The organism is Sabulicella flocculans (assembly GCF_045449635.1).
In the GTDB taxonomy this organism is placed as follows: Bacteria; Pseudomonadota; Alphaproteobacteria; order Acetobacterales; family Acetobacteraceae; genus Roseococcus.
The window spans coordinates 1-11,881 of record NZ_JBJJBR010000033.1; the positions used below are offsets into that span (position 1 = coordinate 1).

Below are 11,881 nucleotides of genomic sequence, written 5' to 3' on the forward strand. Positions count from 1 at the left end.
CGCCTGATGGCCGACGCCGCTTGCCCCTTTCTGCACGCCGCGCCGCCGCAGCCGGTGGCCGCGCCCGCCCCGGCGCGCCCCGCCGCCGCCCCGCGCCCGGCGCTGCGCCGCCGGCTGGGCCAGGTGCTGCACGTCACCATCGCCGGCCACAAGGTCGCGCTGCGCACGGCGGAGGAGAACGGCGCCCTGAAGGAGATCTCCTTCTCGCTGGGCAAGGAAGGCGCGGCCTACCGCTCGCTGATGGACAGCTTCGCGCAATCCGTTTCCGCCGGGCTGCAGCGCGGCGTGCCGCTGGGCGACTACGTGGAGCAGTTCGCCTACACCCGCTTCGGCCCCGCCGGCGTGGTGGAGGGCGACCCGGACATCCCGCGCGCCACCTCCGTGCTCGACTGGGCCTTCCGCCGCCTGGCGCTGGACTGGCTGGGCGGCGCTCTGCCGCAGCCCGAGGCGGAGGACCTGGACGCCACCGCCATGGCCCGGCCCGGCGAGCAGGCCCCGCTGCTGCCGCTCGACCTGCCGGTGGCCCGGCGCAACCTCAAGCTGGTGGGCTAGATGGACGATCTCGACGCGAAGCTGGCCGAACTCGGGCTGAGCCTGCCGGACCCGGCGGCGCCGGTGGCCAACTACATCCCCTTCACCCGCGCCGGGGAGCTGGTGTTCATCTCCGGCCAGGTGCCGCGGGTGGATGGCCGGCTGTGGCCCATCGGCCAGCTCGGCGGCGAGGTGTCCATGGCCGACGGGGTGAAGGGGGCGCAGCTGTGCATGCTCGCCATCCTGGCCCATGCCAGGGTGGCGGCGGGCGGCGACCTGTCGCGGGTGCGGCTGCTCAAGCTCACCGGCTTCGTCAACTCCGCCCCCGGCTTCGGCGAGCAGCCGCAGGTGGTGAACGGCGCCTCCGACCTCGCCGTGGCCCTGCTGGGCGAGGCCGGGCGCCACGCGCGCTCCGCCGTCGGCGTCGCCGCCCTGCCGGGGAACGTGGCGGTCGAAGTCGAGGCCATCCTCGCGCTGGCGTGACGCGCCCCATATCCGGGCGCATGGACCAGTCGCTGACCCTGTCGCTGCACCCCGCCATCGCGGAGATTCCCGCGGCCGAGTGGGACGCCTGCGGCGACGGCAACCCCTTCACCTCCCACGCCTTCCTCTCGGCGCTGGAGGACAGCGGCAGCGTCGGCCGCCGCACCGGTTGGCTGCCGCAGCACCTGGCCCTGCGCGACGAGGCCGGGGCGCTGCTGGCCTGCGCCCCCTGCTACGCCAAGGCGCATTCCTACGGAGAATACGTCTTCGACCACGGCTGGGCCGATGCCTTCGAGCGCGCCGGCGGGCGCTACTACCCCAAGCTCCAGGTCGCCTCGCCCTTCTCGCCGGTGCCCGGCGCGCGGCTGCTGCGCCGGCCCGGCGTGCCGGTGGCCGCGCTGGCCGAGGCGCTGCGCCAGGCGATGGGGGCGCTGGAGTGCTCCTCCGTCCACGTCACCTTCTGCACGGCGGAGGAAAGCGCCGCCCTGGCCGATGCCGGCTGGCTGCCGCGCCTGGGCACCCAGTTCCACTGGCACAACCGGGGCTACGCCGATTTCGACGCCTTCCTGGGCGCGCTGAGCAGCCGCAAGCGCAAGGCGCTGCGCAAGGAGCGCGCCAGCGTGGCGGCGAGCGGCCTGGACATCCGCACCCTGCGCGGCCCGGAGGTGACGGCGGCGCAGTGGCGCGCCTTCCACCGCTTCTACCTCAACACGGTGGATGGCCGCTGGGGCAGCGCCTACCTGTCGGCCGCCTTCTGGCCCCTGCTGGCCGAGCGCCTGGGCGACAAGGTGGTGCTGATGTGGGCCGGGCGCGACGGCGAGCCGGTGGCCGGCGCGCTGAACCTGCTCGGGCCCGACGCCCTGCACGGCCGCAACTGGGGCTGCGCCGAGGAAGTCCCCTTCCTGCATTTCGAGCTGTGCTACCTGCGCGCCATCGAGTTCGCGATCCAGCACGGCATCCCGCGCGTCGAGGCCGGCGCCCAGGGCGAGCACAAGATCCAGCGCGGCTACCTGCCGGTGGAGACGCACAGCGCCCACCTGATCGCGCACCCCGGCCTGCGCCGCGCGGTGGCGCAGTTCCTGGACGCCGAGCGCCCGGCGCTGCGCGAGCGCATGGCCGCCCTGGCCGAACTCAGCCCCTACCGCGCGGAATGAGGCGCCTGCTGCTCCTCGCGTTGCTGCTGCCCGCGGCCGCGCTGGCCCAGGCGGTGCCGCCGCGGCTGGTGGTGTCGATTCCCGGCGCCTGCACCACGCCCTTGCGGCTGGGCGCGCAGCAGGTGCCCTGCGCGGAGACCGGCGCCGTCTACGCCGTGCTGGAGGACGGCCGCGCCTTCGTCGCCATCCCCTTCGGCCCGCGCAGCGCGGTGAACTTCGTCGGCACCCGCGACCGCCACCCGAGCGCGGACACCTACGCGCTCACGCTCGACTACCTGCGCATCGTCACCGACGGCACCCCGCGCGAACTGCGCGTGGCCGGCGAGTGCCAGGCGCGGCTGGGCCGCAACGGCGCCTGGATTGACCTGGGCTGCGCGGCGCGCACGGCGGATGGCGCGCTCTACGCGGTGCGCTTCCGGCCGCGGGCGTGATCCTCGCCTACGCGCAGCTGGCGCTGTCCATGGCGCTGGTCGGCGCCAACGTCGCCGTCGCCAAGCTGCTGGCCGAGCAGCTGCCCATCGCGCTGATCGCCTTCCTGCGCTGCGTGCTGGCGGTGCTGGTCCTCTGGCCGCTGGCGCGCCTGCTGGATGGCCGCGTGCGGCTGGGCCGTGACGCGGCGGGCAACCTGTTCCTGCAGGCGCTGTTCGGCACCGCCATCTACAATGCCGGGCTGCTGGCCGGGCTGCGGCTGACCACGGCGCTGGAGGGCGGGCTGGTGCTGGCCGCCCTGCCGGCGGTGGTGGCGCTGGGCTCCTTCCTGTGGCTGCGCGAGCGCCTTTCCGCCCGGCAGTGGCTGGCCGCCGCCCTGGCCGGCTGCGGCATGGCGGCCATCACCCTGGCGCGGCTGGGCGGCGATGGCGGGCAGGGCTCGGCGCTGGGCAACCTGCTGGTGCTGGGCGGCGTGGTGGGCGAGGCCATCTACGTCCTACTGGCCAAGCGCATCGCCGGGCGGGTGCCGGTGGTGACGGCGTCGCTGTGGATGCAGGTCTTCTCGGCGCTGGTGCTGCTGCCCTTCGCCGCGCCGGCGCTGCCCGCGGCCGCCGCGCTGGCTGATGCGGCGCTGCTGGGGCTGCTGGTGTTCCATTCGCTGACGGCCAGCGTGCTGTGCCTGCTGCTGTGGTTCGTCGGGCTGAAGCGCGTGCCGGCAGGCGTGGCCGGCGCCTTCACCGCCTTCCTGCCCGCCAGCGCCGCGGTGACGGCGGTGCTGGTGCTGGGCGAGGCGTTCACGGCGATGCACGCGCTGGGCTTCGCGGTGATGATGGCGTCCTTGCTGCTGGCGACCTGGCCTGGCAGGGTTCGCGCCGATGCGGGCCTGGGCTGAACTGCCGATTCCTGACTTCCTGGCTAGCGGGCCGGAGCGCGTCGCGGAACGCTTGGCTGCCGCCCAGGCGCGCCGCCACGCGACGACGGAACTCACTCAACTCAATGCCTGGGCGTCCATGCTGGCCACGCTGCACCGCGTGCTGGCCATGCCCGAAGCCACTGGCTGGACCCTGCTGCTGGAATACGACCTGCTGCGGCTGGAGAAGCGCGCCGACGCCGTCCTGCTGACCGACCGTGCGGTTGTGGTGCTGGAATGGAAGGACCGCGCCACCGCCCACGCCGCCGCCGACCTCCGCCAGGCGGAGGACTACGCGCTGGACCTGCACGATTTCCACGCCGGCTGCCGCGCCCATCCGGTGGTGCCGGTGCTGGTGGCCACCGCCGCGCCCGACGCGCCCTTAGCCCCGCCCCTGATCCCCTCCGGTGTCTGGCAACCTATCGCGGCCAATGCCGCCACCTTGCCGGCGGTGCTGCGCGCCATCCAGGCCGCCATCCCCCCGCCCGACATGCCGCTGGACGCCGTTGCCTGGCGCTTCGCCCCCTATCGCCCGGTGCCCTCGGTGCTCGAGGCCGCGGCGATGCTGTTCGACCGCCATCGCTCCGCAGAGATGACCGCCGCGCGCGCTGACGCCGCCAACCTCACCCGCACCACGGCCGCCATCCGGACCGCCATCGCCCGTGCCCAGGCCGGCGGCGAGCGGCTGGTGGTCTTCGTCACTGGCATCCCCGGCGCCGGCAAGACGCTGTGCGGCCTCAACATCGCCTTCGGCGGCGGCGGCGCCGTCTTCCTCACCGGCAACGCCCCGCTGGTGGAGGTGCTGCGCGCCGACCTCGCCCGCCGCGAGGGCCGGCGCCACAGCGCGCGCCACGCCGTCACCGCGCTGCAGAACGTCCACAAGTTCCTGGAAACCTACGTCGCCGCCCGCCCCGACGAAGCCCCGCCCGAGCACGTCATCGTCTTCGACGAGGCGCAGCGCGCCTGGGACCAAGCCCAGGCCACCCGCGACACCCAGCGCCGCGTCAGCCGCCTGACGGAGAGCGAGCCCGCCCACACGCTGGAAATCATGGCCCGCGCCCCCGGCTGGTCGGTCATCGTGGCGCTGATCGGCAACGGCCAGGAAATCAACACCGGCGAGGCTGGGCTTGCCGAATGGGGCCGCGTCATCGCCGCCTCCGGCCAGTGGCGCGCCCTGGCCGCGCCGCGCGTGCTTTCCGCCACCGAAGCCGCGCAGCGCCTCGCGGATGGCCCTCAGCCCTGGCTGGAACTGGAAGCCGCGCTGGACCTGCAAGTGCCGATGCGCGCGGTGCGCGAGCCCGCCGGCGCCGCCTGGGTGGATGCCGTGCTGGCCGGTGACGCCCCGGCCGCCGCGCGCGTCGCCGCCGGCTGCACGCTGCCCTTCCTGCTGACGCGCGACCTCGGCGCGCTGCGCGGGGCGCTGCGGTGCCTGGCGCGCGGCAACCGCCGGGCCGGGCTGGTCGCCGCCGCCGGCGCCAAGCGGCTGCGTGCCGAGGGGCTGGGGGTGCAGGTGCCCGACATCGCCCGCTTCTTCCTCGACCGCTGGCCCGACCCCCGCGCCTCCGACGCGCTGGAGACCTTCGCCACCGAATACGATTGCCAGGGGCTGGAGCTCGACGTGGTCGGCCTGGCCTGGGGCGGCGACTTCATCCGCGCCGGCCATGCCTGGCTTCCGCGCGATTTCGTCGGCCGGCGCTGGAACCTGGTGGCAAAGCCCCAGACCCGCGACTTCATCCGCAACACCTACCGCGTCCTGCTCACCCGCGCCCGCTACGAGACGGTGATCTGGGTCCCGCCCGGCTGCACTCGCACCGACGAGTGGCACGATCCCACCCGCCCCGCCGCAGAGATGGACGCCATCGCCGACTTCCTGCTGGCCTGCGGCGCCCGCCCGCTGGCGGAGGCGCTGGCACCCGCCTCTAAGGCACAGCCTGCCCTGCCGCCATAGCCAACGCCCCCATCACCTCCCGCACCTCCGCCCCCGCCGGCACGCTCACCCGCAGCTTCATCGTCCAGCCGCGCTGCGCGCCCACGCAGACGTGGCTGTCGGCGCGCTGGCCGCCGGCATAGGCCTGCTCCAGCACCGCGCAGCGCCAGCCCGGCCGCGGCGGCGGCACCGCGCGCGCCGCGCCCACCGTGTATTGCCGCATCGGCGCCAGGGCGCGGATCTCCTCCTGGGCGCGCGCCAGCTCGGCCTCCGGCCCGCCGCGCGCGCGGTACAGGAACACCGTCGCCACCCCGGGCGCGCCGGGCGGGCGGTACTCCACCGCCGCGCCCAGCCCGGCGCCGCCGGGGCGCGACTCGAAGTCGGTCACGTCGCGGCGCTCCCAGCCCGCGGCCTCGGCGGGCAGGCGCTGGGCCAGCTCGGCCGGGGCCTGCGCCAGGGCCGGCGTGGCGAGCAGGAAGGAAAGCAGGAGGGGCAGGGGTCGCATCGCCGCCATCCTAGCGGTATTCGCCAAAGGGTTTCACGCTGCCCGCCACGCCAGGAGGCGCCGATGCGTCACGCCCTGCTCGCCGCCCTGCTGCTGCTCGCCGCGCCCGCCCCGGCGGCCGAGGTCAAGCTCGCCACCTGGAACATCGCCTGGCTGACCAACCGCCCGGCCGACGACCCCGCCCTGCCGCGCGGCCTGACGCCCCGCCGGCCGGAGGACTGGCGCCTGCTGGCCGCCTATGCCGCGCGGCTGGAGGCCGACATCCTGGCCTTCCAGGAAGTGGACGGCCCCGCCGCCATCCACCGCCTGCTGCCCGAGCGCGACTGGCAGGTCTTCCTCCCGCGCGAGGAGGACGTGCAGCGCACCGGCGTCGCCGTGCGCCGCACCCTGCGCGCCGTGCAGAACCCCGACCTGGAGGAGCTGGACCTGTTCCCGCGCTCCCGCTTCTCGCTCCGCCGCGGCACCGACGTGACGGTGACGCTGCCGAACGGCACGCCGCTGCGCCTGCTGTCCGTCCACCTCAACGCCGGCTGCCGCGAAGGCCCGATGGACCCCGCCCGCGGGCGCGAGTGCGAGAACCTGGCCCGGCAGGCCGACATCCTGGCCGGCTGGGCGCGCGAGCGCCGGGCCGAGGGCGGCGCCTTCGCCATCCTGGGCGACTTCAACCGCCGCATGGACCACCCGCGCGACGACCTGACGGCGGCGCTGGCGCCGCTGGCGCGCGCCACCGCCGGCGTCTCCAACCCCTGCTGGGCGGACGCGCGGGGCGGCCGGCCCTTCATCTCCCACATCCTGCTGTCCGAGGCGGCGCAGCGCCTGCTGGTGCCCAACTCCCTGCGCGTGCTGGTCTATGCCGAGCGCGACCCGGCGATGCGCGAGCGCCTGAGCGACCACTGCCCCGTCTCGGTGCGGCTGCGCGCGCCGTGAGCTTCGCGCGGGTCACGCTGCCGCTGGCGGCGCTGAACTTCCTGAACCAGGCCAGCCGGGCGCTGCTGGCGGTCATCGGCCCGGCGCTGGCGCTGGAATTCAGCCTGTCGGCGGGCGACCTGGGGCTGCTGGCGGCGGTGCTGTTCGCCGCCTATGCCGCCACCCAGCTTCCCGCCGGCCTGGCGCTGGACCTGTGGGGCGCGCGGCGGGTGCAGGCGGTGCTGGCGCTGGTGGCGGCGTGCGGCTTCGCCTTGTCGGCGCTGGCGCCCAGCTGGGGCTGGCTGATGCTGGGGCGGGTGATGACGGGCATCGGCGTCGCCGCCGGCCTCACCGCCATGCTGCAGGCCAATGCCCGCTGGTTCCCGCGCGAGCGCGTGGCGGCGATGACCGGCAGCGGGCTGCTGGTGGGCGCGCTGGGCGGCATGATGGCCACCCTGCCGCTGTCCCTGCTGCTGCCGGCCATCGGCTGGCGCGGCGGCTTCGGGCTGCTGGCGGGGCTGGCGGTGCTGGTCTCGGCCTGGATCGCCCTGGCGGTGCCCGAGGCGCCGCGCCCGGCCACGCGCAAGCCGCTGTGGACGGAGGTGCGCGCCTTCGGCCCCATCTTCCGCCACCCGGCCTTCCGCGGCTTCGTGCCGGCCATCTGCGTGCTGTCGGGCCTGTCCTTCACCTGGCAGGGGCTGTGGGCCGGACCCTGGCTGCGCGACGTGGCCGGGCTGGAGGCCGAGGCGGCGCGCGCCACCGTGCTGCTGGCCTATGCCGCGGGCATGGCCGGCGGCTCCTTCGCCATGGGCCACGTCGCCTCGGCCGTGCAGGGCAGGGGCTGGCCGCCGCTGGCGGTGGGCTTCGCCGCCATGGGGGTGCAGCTTGCGTTGCAACTGGTGTTCGCCCTGGCGCCGCCCTCCGGCCTGGCGGGGCTGGCGCTGGCCTGGGGGATGTTCGCGCTGGCGGCCTCGGCCGGGCCCATCTCCTACGCCGCCATCGGGCAGCGGTTCCCCACGGAACTCGCGGGGCGGGTGGCCACCGCCATCAACGCCTCCATGCTGGTGCTGGCCTTCGCCCTGCAGGCCGGCATCGGCCGGGTGCTGGACCTGTGGCCCCGCCTGCCCGGCGGCGGGTGGGACCCGGCGGGCTACCGCGCCGCCCTGCTGGGCACCGCCGCCTTGCAGGCCGCCGCTCTCATTTGGGCTTGGCGTGCCTCGCGGCAGGTGCGAATCTCCGCGCCATGAGCTTTGACGTCGCCGACGTGCTGCGCCGCTTCCGGGTGGACAACCCCCGGGGCTTCCGCCTGGCCCGGCACGACCCCGCCGACCTCGCCGGGACGGGGCTGACCAAGGAAGGGGCGCAGGACTCCCTGGCGCGCGGCGTGGCCCGGCTGGCCGCCCTGCAGGAGCGCCTGTACGCCCAGGACCGCTGGTCGGTGCTGTGCGTGTTCCAGGCGATGGACGCCGCCGGCAAGGACAGCGCCATCAAGCACGTCTTCTCCGGCGTCAACCCGCAGGGCTGCCACGTCGCCTCCTTCAAGCAGCCCGGCCCGGTGGAGCTGGACCACGACTTCCTGTGGCGCCACGCCGCCGCCCTGCCGACGCGCGGCCAGATCGGCATCCACAACCGCTCCTGGTACGAGGAGGTGCTGGTGGCGCGCGTGCACCCGCGCATCCTGGCGGCGCAGAAGCTGCCGCCGCGCGTGGTGACCAAGGACATCTGGAAGGAGCGCCTGGAGGACATCGCCGCCTTCGAGCGCTACCTGTCCCGCCAGGGCGTGCTGGTGCTGAAGTTCTTCCTGCATGTCAGCCCGGAGGAGCAGCGCGAGCGCTTCCTGGCCCGCATCGAGGACCCGGAGAAGAACTGGAAGTACAGCGCCTCCGACGTGGGCGAGCGCCGGCACTGGGCCAGCTACATGGCCGCCTACGAGGACGCCATCCGCGGCACCGCCGCCCCGCACGCGCCCTGGTTCGTGGTGCCGGCCGACCGCAAGTGGTTCACCCGGCTGGTGGTGGTGGCCGCCATCGTCCAGGCGATGGAGGCGCTGGACCTGCAATACCCCACCCCCAGCGAGGCCGAGCGCGCCGCCCTGGCCGAGGCGAAGGCCGCGCTGGAGGCCTCATGAGCCTGGTGTTCTGCTACGGCTCCAACCTGGACGCCGAGGGGCGCGACGCCTGGATGCGCGGCCAGGGCCATGCCGGCCGCCCGCCGCGCACCGCCGGCACCGCCCTGCTGCTGGACCGCCGCCTGTCCTTCGAGCGCTTCGCGCGCTCGCGCAATGGCGGCGTGCTGACGCTGAGCGTGGCGCCCGGCCACGTGGTGGACGGCGCGCTGCTGGAGGCGGACGACGCCCTGCTGGCGCTGCTGGACCGCAAGGAAGGCCACCCCGACGCCTACCTGCGCGAGCGCACGGACGCCATCCTGCCCGATGGCCGCCTGCAGGAGGCCTGGCTGTACGACGTGCCGCCGCAGCGCCGGCACGGCCACGTCCCGCCCACCCAATCCTACCTGGACTCGGTGCGCCGCGGCCTGGCCGCGCACGGCCTGCCCGCCGCCGCGCTGGAGGCCGCGGCCCAGCAGCGCCCCTTCCGCCCCGCCGTGCCCTGGATGTTCGTCTACGGCACGCTGCGCGCCGGGGGCGCCAACGCCGCCCTGCTGGCCGGGCTGACGCGCCACCCCGCCACCGCCGCGGGCCTGCTGCACGACCTGGGCGCCTATCCCGCCATGACCCTGGGCCCCGGCGAGGTGGCGGGCGAGGTGGTGCCGCTGGACCCCGCCCGCCTGGCCGCGCTGGACGCGCTGGAGCAGGCGCTGCCCTTCGGCGCGCCCGGCGGCGCCTATCGCCGCACGGTGCTGCGGGTCCGGCTGGCCGATGGCAGCCACCTGCGCGCCCAGGTCTACGTGATGGATTCCTGCGCCGCCCCGCGCATCCCGCACGGCGACTGGGCGCGGCTGGGCGACCGCCGCGCCGCCTGGGCCGCGCGGCCCCTGGGCGCCTGAGGCGTCAGGCGCCTTCCGCCCCGCGCAGCACCTGCCGCCACACCCGCAGGAAGTTCCCCGCCGTCAGCAGCGCCACCTCCCGCGGGCCGTAGCCGAGGGCGCGCAGCTCCTCCAGCAGGCCGGGCCATTCGCCGGCGTGCATCCAGCCGCGCACCCCGCCGCCGCCGTCGAAGTCGCTGCTGATGCCCACGTGGTCCAGCCCGATGCGCCGCACCGCGTGGTCCACATGCGCCGCCACGTCCGCCGCCGTCGCCTGGGCCGGCGCGCCGGGCAGTGCTTCCCGCAGGAAGGAGGCGACGGCGGTGACCTGCACGATGCCGCCGACGTCGCGCACCGCGTCCAGCTGCGCGTCATCCAGGTTGCGCGGGTGGGCGCGCAGCGCGGCGCAGCAGGTGTGCGTCACCGCGATGGGCGTGCGCGACAGCGCGGCCGCCTGCATCATCCCCGCGCGCGAGACGTGGGAGCAGTCCACCATCAGCCCCACCCGGTTCATCTCCGCGATGGCGGCGCGGCCCAGGGCGGACAGGCCGCCATGCAGCTCCGCGCCGTCGCCCAGGTTGGCGCGGGGGCGGGCGCTGTCGGCCAGCAGGTTGTGCCCGTCATGCGTCAGCGTCAGGTAGATGGCGCCCAGCCGCCGCCACTGCGCCAGCCGCCCCAGGTCGGTGCCCATGGCGTGCCCGTTCTCCACCGCCGAGAGCACGGCGGGGATGCCCGCCCGCGCCGCGTCCTCGAAGGCGCCGGGGGTGGCGCAGAAGCGGGTGGTGCGGCCGTCCGCGCGGGCGCGGATGTGGCGCAGCATGGCCAGGGCGCGCTCGCTCGCCCCGCGCAGGCCCGGCGCGTCGCGCGGGCCCTGCGGCACGTAGGCGATGAACACGCTGCCGGCCACGCCGCCCGCGCGCATGCGCCCTAGGTCCACGCACAGGCCGGTGTCGCCCGTCCAGTCGGGCGGGGAAGGCCAGGGGATGTCCACGTGCCCGTCCAGGATCATCCGCCGAACCCGCCCAGGAAGCGGGCCAGCAGCGTGCCCAGGATGTCCGTGTTGTAGCCGCCCTCCTGGCAGATGGCGGTGGGCAGGCGCAGCGCGGCGATGGCGGCGCCGGCGCGGGCGAAGCCCTCCTCCGTCACCGCCAGGGCGTTCAGCGGCTCGTCCTTGCTGGCGTCCATGCCCAGCGCCACCACCAGGGCGTCGGGGCGGAAGCGGCGGATGGCGGCCAGGCCCTGGCCCAGCCCCTCCAGCCAGCCCTCGTCCGCCGTGCCGAAGGGCAGGGGCAGGTTCAGGTTCGCCCCCTCGCCATCCGCCGCGCCGCGCTCCTCCGCGAAGCCGACATACCAGGGGTAGTAGCGCCCGGGGTCGGCATGGAGCGAGACGGTCAGCACGTCGCCGCGCTCCCAGAAGATGCCCTGGGTGCCGTTGCCGTGGTGGCTGTCCACGTCCAGCACCGCCACGCGCCCGGCGCCGCGCTCGCGCAGGCGCTGCGCGGCCAGCGCCGTGTTGTTGAGGTAGCAATGCCCGCCCGCCCGGCCGGCATAGGCGTGGTGCCCGGGCGGCCGGCACAGGGCATAGGCCGCGCCGCCGCCGCGCACCGCCTCGGCCGCCGCCAGGGCGCAGCCGGCGGCCGCGGCGGCGGCGGCGAAGGTGCCCGGCCCGATCGGGCAGGCGGCGTCCGCCGTGTGCGCCCCCGCCCGCGCGATGACGTGGCCGTTGCTGCGCGAGGATTGCTGCAGCATCTCCGGCGTCGGGTGGATGTTGGCCACCACCTCCGGCCCGGCGCCGGGCAGGGCCACCCAGTCGCGCGCCGCGTCCTCCAGGAAGTCCAGGTAGTCCGCGGCGTGCACCGCGCGCAGCTCCGCCCGCGTGGCCGGCGGCGGGGCTGCGGCCGCCAGCCCCAGCTCCCGCAGCCCCGCGCGCAGCGACGCCGCGCGCGCCGGCACCTCGAAATTCGGGCGCACCGCGCCGCGCATCAGGAAGAACTGGGGCGCGTGGCGCGCCTCCTCGGCGGAATCGAAGCACTGCATGGGCCCATCCTCCCCTG

The 11,881-nt window shown here is 75.7% G+C and carries 13 protein-coding genes; 10 read left to right on the plus strand and 3 right to left on the minus strand.

All coding sequences use genetic code 11. The annotated features are described in order from the left end of the window. The 6 genes from ACI6QG_RS18630 to ACI6QG_RS18655 all read left to right on the plus strand — a co-directional run. A partial coding sequence (locus ACI6QG_RS18630) for a TSCPD domain-containing protein (protein WP_491630752.1) occupies positions 1-552 on the plus strand: 552 nt, incomplete at its 5' end. Next, complete coding sequence (locus ACI6QG_RS18635) at positions 553-1,014, plus strand: RidA family protein (RefSeq protein WP_407026093.1); 462 nt, start codon at positions 553-555, stop codon at positions 1,012-1,014. It begins immediately after the preceding gene. Positions 1,015-1,034: 20 nt separating this feature from the next. Then, positions 1,035-2,168: a GNAT family N-acetyltransferase gene (locus tag ACI6QG_RS18640; protein ID WP_407026094.1), complete on the plus strand. Its 1,134-nt coding sequence runs from the start codon at positions 1,035-1,037 to the stop codon at positions 2,166-2,168. Further along, positions 2,165-2,599, plus strand: a complete 435-nt coding sequence (locus ACI6QG_RS18645; protein WP_407026095.1) for a hypothetical protein — start codon at positions 2,165-2,167, stop codon at positions 2,597-2,599. Before ACI6QG_RS18640 ends, ACI6QG_RS18645 begins: the two co-directional genes overlap by 4 nt. Beyond that, positions 2,596-3,489 carry a DMT family transporter gene (locus ACI6QG_RS18650; RefSeq protein WP_407026096.1) on the plus strand — a complete coding sequence of 298 codons (894 nt, stop codon included), beginning with the start codon at positions 2,596-2,598 and terminating at the stop codon, positions 3,487-3,489. The genes ACI6QG_RS18645 and ACI6QG_RS18650 overlap by 4 nt, the downstream gene beginning before the upstream one ends. A gap of 52 nt (positions 3,490-3,541) precedes the next feature. Further along, on the plus strand, positions 3,542-5,455 hold the full coding sequence (locus ACI6QG_RS18655; protein WP_407026097.1) for a DUF2075 domain-containing protein: 1,914 nt from the start codon (positions 3,542-3,544) through the stop codon (positions 5,453-5,455). Here ACI6QG_RS18655 and ACI6QG_RS18660 read toward each other — a convergent pair. Then, positions 5,427-5,939: a hypothetical protein gene (locus ACI6QG_RS18660; RefSeq protein WP_407026098.1), complete on the minus strand. Its 513-nt coding sequence runs from the start codon at positions 5,937-5,939 to the stop codon at positions 5,427-5,429. The genes ACI6QG_RS18655 and ACI6QG_RS18660 overlap by 29 nt on opposite strands. Before the next feature lie 63 nt (positions 5,940-6,002). Here ACI6QG_RS18660 and ACI6QG_RS18665 point away from each other — a divergent pair, with 63 nt between their 5' ends. The 4 genes from ACI6QG_RS18665 to ACI6QG_RS18680 are packed head-to-tail and all read left to right on the plus strand — an operon-like array spanning position 6,003 to position 9,848. Beyond that, complete coding sequence (locus tag ACI6QG_RS18665) at positions 6,003-6,866, plus strand: endonuclease/exonuclease/phosphatase family protein (protein ID WP_407026099.1); 864 nt, start codon at positions 6,003-6,005, stop codon at positions 6,864-6,866. Next, positions 6,863-8,092, plus strand: coding sequence for an MFS transporter (locus tag ACI6QG_RS18670; protein ID WP_407026100.1), 1,230 nt, complete (start codon positions 6,863-6,865; stop codon positions 8,090-8,092). The genes ACI6QG_RS18665 and ACI6QG_RS18670 overlap by 4 nt, the downstream gene beginning before the upstream one ends. Next, positions 8,089-8,973: a polyphosphate kinase 2 family protein gene (locus tag ACI6QG_RS18675; protein ID WP_407026101.1), complete on the plus strand. Its 885-nt coding sequence runs from the start codon at positions 8,089-8,091 to the stop codon at positions 8,971-8,973. The genes ACI6QG_RS18670 and ACI6QG_RS18675 overlap by 4 nt, the downstream gene beginning before the upstream one ends. Beyond that, positions 8,970-9,848, plus strand: a complete 879-nt coding sequence (locus ACI6QG_RS18680) for a gamma-glutamylcyclotransferase (protein ID WP_407026102.1) — start codon at positions 8,970-8,972, stop codon at positions 9,846-9,848. The genes ACI6QG_RS18675 and ACI6QG_RS18680 overlap by 4 nt, the downstream gene beginning before the upstream one ends. 4 nt (positions 9,849-9,852) lie before the next feature. Here the strand turns inward: ACI6QG_RS18680 and ACI6QG_RS18685 are convergent, their stop codons facing one another. Both ACI6QG_RS18685 and ACI6QG_RS18690 read right to left on the minus strand, forming a co-directional pair. Continuing rightward, a complete protein-coding gene (locus tag ACI6QG_RS18685; RefSeq protein ID WP_407026103.1) occupies positions 9,853-10,836 on the minus strand; it encodes a dipeptidase in 984 nt (327 codons plus the stop codon). Further along, entirely contained in the window at positions 10,833-11,864 is a 1,032-nt protein-coding gene (locus ACI6QG_RS18690; protein ID WP_407026105.1) for a histone deacetylase family protein, read from the minus strand. Before ACI6QG_RS18690 ends, ACI6QG_RS18685 begins: the two co-directional genes overlap by 4 nt. Between the last annotated feature and the right edge of the window lie 17 nt (positions 11,865-11,881).

Excerpts from the sequence above, each read along its gene's own strand:
- ACI6QG_RS18635 (WP_407026093.1), top strand. The coding sequence starts at position 553 with ATGGACGATCTCGACGCGAAGCTGGCCGAACTCGGGCTGAGCCTGCCG.
- ACI6QG_RS18640 (WP_407026094.1), top strand. The coding sequence starts at position 1,035 with ATGGACCAGTCGCTGACCCTGTCGCTGCACCCCGCCATCGCGGAGATT.
- ACI6QG_RS18645 (WP_407026095.1), top strand. The coding sequence starts at position 2,165 with ATGAGGCGCCTGCTGCTCCTCGCGTTGCTGCTGCCCGCGGCCGCGCTG.
- ACI6QG_RS18660 (WP_407026098.1), bottom strand. The coding sequence starts at position 5,939 with ATGCGACCCCTGCCCCTCCTGCTTTCCTTCCTGCTCGCCACGCCGGCC.
- ACI6QG_RS18665 (WP_407026099.1), top strand. The coding sequence starts at position 6,003 with ATGCGTCACGCCCTGCTCGCCGCCCTGCTGCTGCTCGCCGCGCCCGCC.
- ACI6QG_RS18675 (WP_407026101.1), top strand. The coding sequence starts at position 8,089 with ATGAGCTTTGACGTCGCCGACGTGCTGCGCCGCTTCCGGGTGGACAAC.
- ACI6QG_RS18680 (WP_407026102.1), top strand. The coding sequence starts at position 8,970 with ATGAGCCTGGTGTTCTGCTACGGCTCCAACCTGGACGCCGAGGGGCGC.
- ACI6QG_RS18685 (WP_407026103.1), bottom strand. The coding sequence starts at position 10,836 with ATGATCCTGGACGGGCACGTGGACATCCCCTGGCCTTCCCCGCCCGAC.
- ACI6QG_RS18690 (WP_407026105.1), bottom strand. The coding sequence starts at position 11,864 with ATGCAGTGCTTCGATTCCGCCGAGGAGGCGCGCCACGCGCCCCAGTTC.